1 protein-coding gene is annotated in these 1,198 nt (G+C 55.0%); it reads right to left on the bottom strand.

Features of this window, described 5'->3' with window-relative positions; all coding sequences use genetic code 11:
• Positions 1 to 39 precede the first annotated feature (39 nt).
• A protein-coding gene (locus PG883_RS23525; protein ID WP_088821966.1) for an IS3-like element ISAs22 family transposase occupies positions 40 to 1,127 on the bottom strand; the annotation gives its coding sequence in 2 pieces (ribosomal slippage) (positions 40 to 875 and positions 875 to 1,127; 1,089 coding nt in all).
• Positions 1,128 to 1,198: the final 71 nt, after the last annotated feature.

Here is a 1,198-nt window from a genome sequence, read left to right as displayed (position 1 = left end):
GGTAATCCCCCCATTTTTTGGAGCACTCAAAAGTAGAGGTCATGCGGCCTGTGCCAAGCGCTGTTTCGGCGTGTAGCCGCCCAGCGCCATATTGGGCCGCTCATGGTTATAAACCCACAGCCAGTTCGTGGCAAATTCCTGTAACTCATTCAGTGACTCAAACAGGTAATGGCCCAACCAGTCGTAACGCACAGTGCGGTTAAATCGCTCTATGTAGGCATTCTGCTGCGGGTTGCCTGGCTGGATATACCTCAGCGCAATCCTCTTCTGCTGCGCCCATTGCTTGAGCTCTTCGCTGATGTATTCCGGACCATTATCACAGCGGATTGCGGCTGGTTTGCCCCGCCACTCGATGACCTGCTCCAGCACCCGTTTGACTCGCGAGGCAGGCAAGGAAAAATCCACCTCGATGCACAGTGCTTCGCGATTGAAGTCATCGATCACATTAAACAACCGCACCGAACGACCATCGCTGAGCTGGTCATGCATAAAGTCCATCGACCAACAGTGATTCGGTTGGTCAGGGACTGCCAACGGCTCCGGCTTGGCCCGCACTAGCCGCTTCTTGGGTTTTATCCGCAGATTGAGCTCTAGCGCCCGATAGATCCGGTAGACCCGCTTGTGGTTCCAGCCAAAGCCTTTGACGTTACGCAGGTACAGGAAGCACAGTCCGAAACCCCAGTTGCGCTGGTTGGCGGTGAGGCGCAGCAGCCAGTCGGCAATCTCCTGGTTTTCATCAGCCAGCACGGGCTGATAACGGTAGCAACCCTCGCTCACCTTGAACACCTGGCAAGCCAGACGGATAGAAATGGCGTAATGAGCCACAGCCTTGGTCGCCATCTCCCTGCGGGCAGATGGCGTCACCACTTTTTTGCCATCGCCTCGGAGATGATCTCAGCCTTTAGGCGCTCCTCGGCATACATCTTCTTAAGGCGACGATTTTCCTCTTCCAGCTCTTTGAGGCGCGCCATGAGAGAGGCATCCATGCCACCGAATTTGGAGCGCCACTTGTAGAAGGTGGCGGAGCTGATGCCATGCTCACGGCAGAGCTCAGGGACGGGTGAACCAGACTCGGCCTGCTTGAGGATGGCGATGATCTGTGCATCGCTAAAGCGTGATGTTTTCATGTAGAACCTCCTGCGTTCAAGATACGAGAAAATTCTACTTATGAGCACCTCAGTTTTTCGGGGGGATTACC

The organism is Aeromonas sp. QDB25 (genome assembly GCF_027707725.1).
Lineage (GTDB): Bacteria > Pseudomonadota > Gammaproteobacteria > Enterobacterales > Aeromonadaceae > Aeromonas > Aeromonas caviae.
Note: the sequence above shows the minus strand (reverse complement) of the source record. Positions and strands in the feature narration are given on the sequence as shown.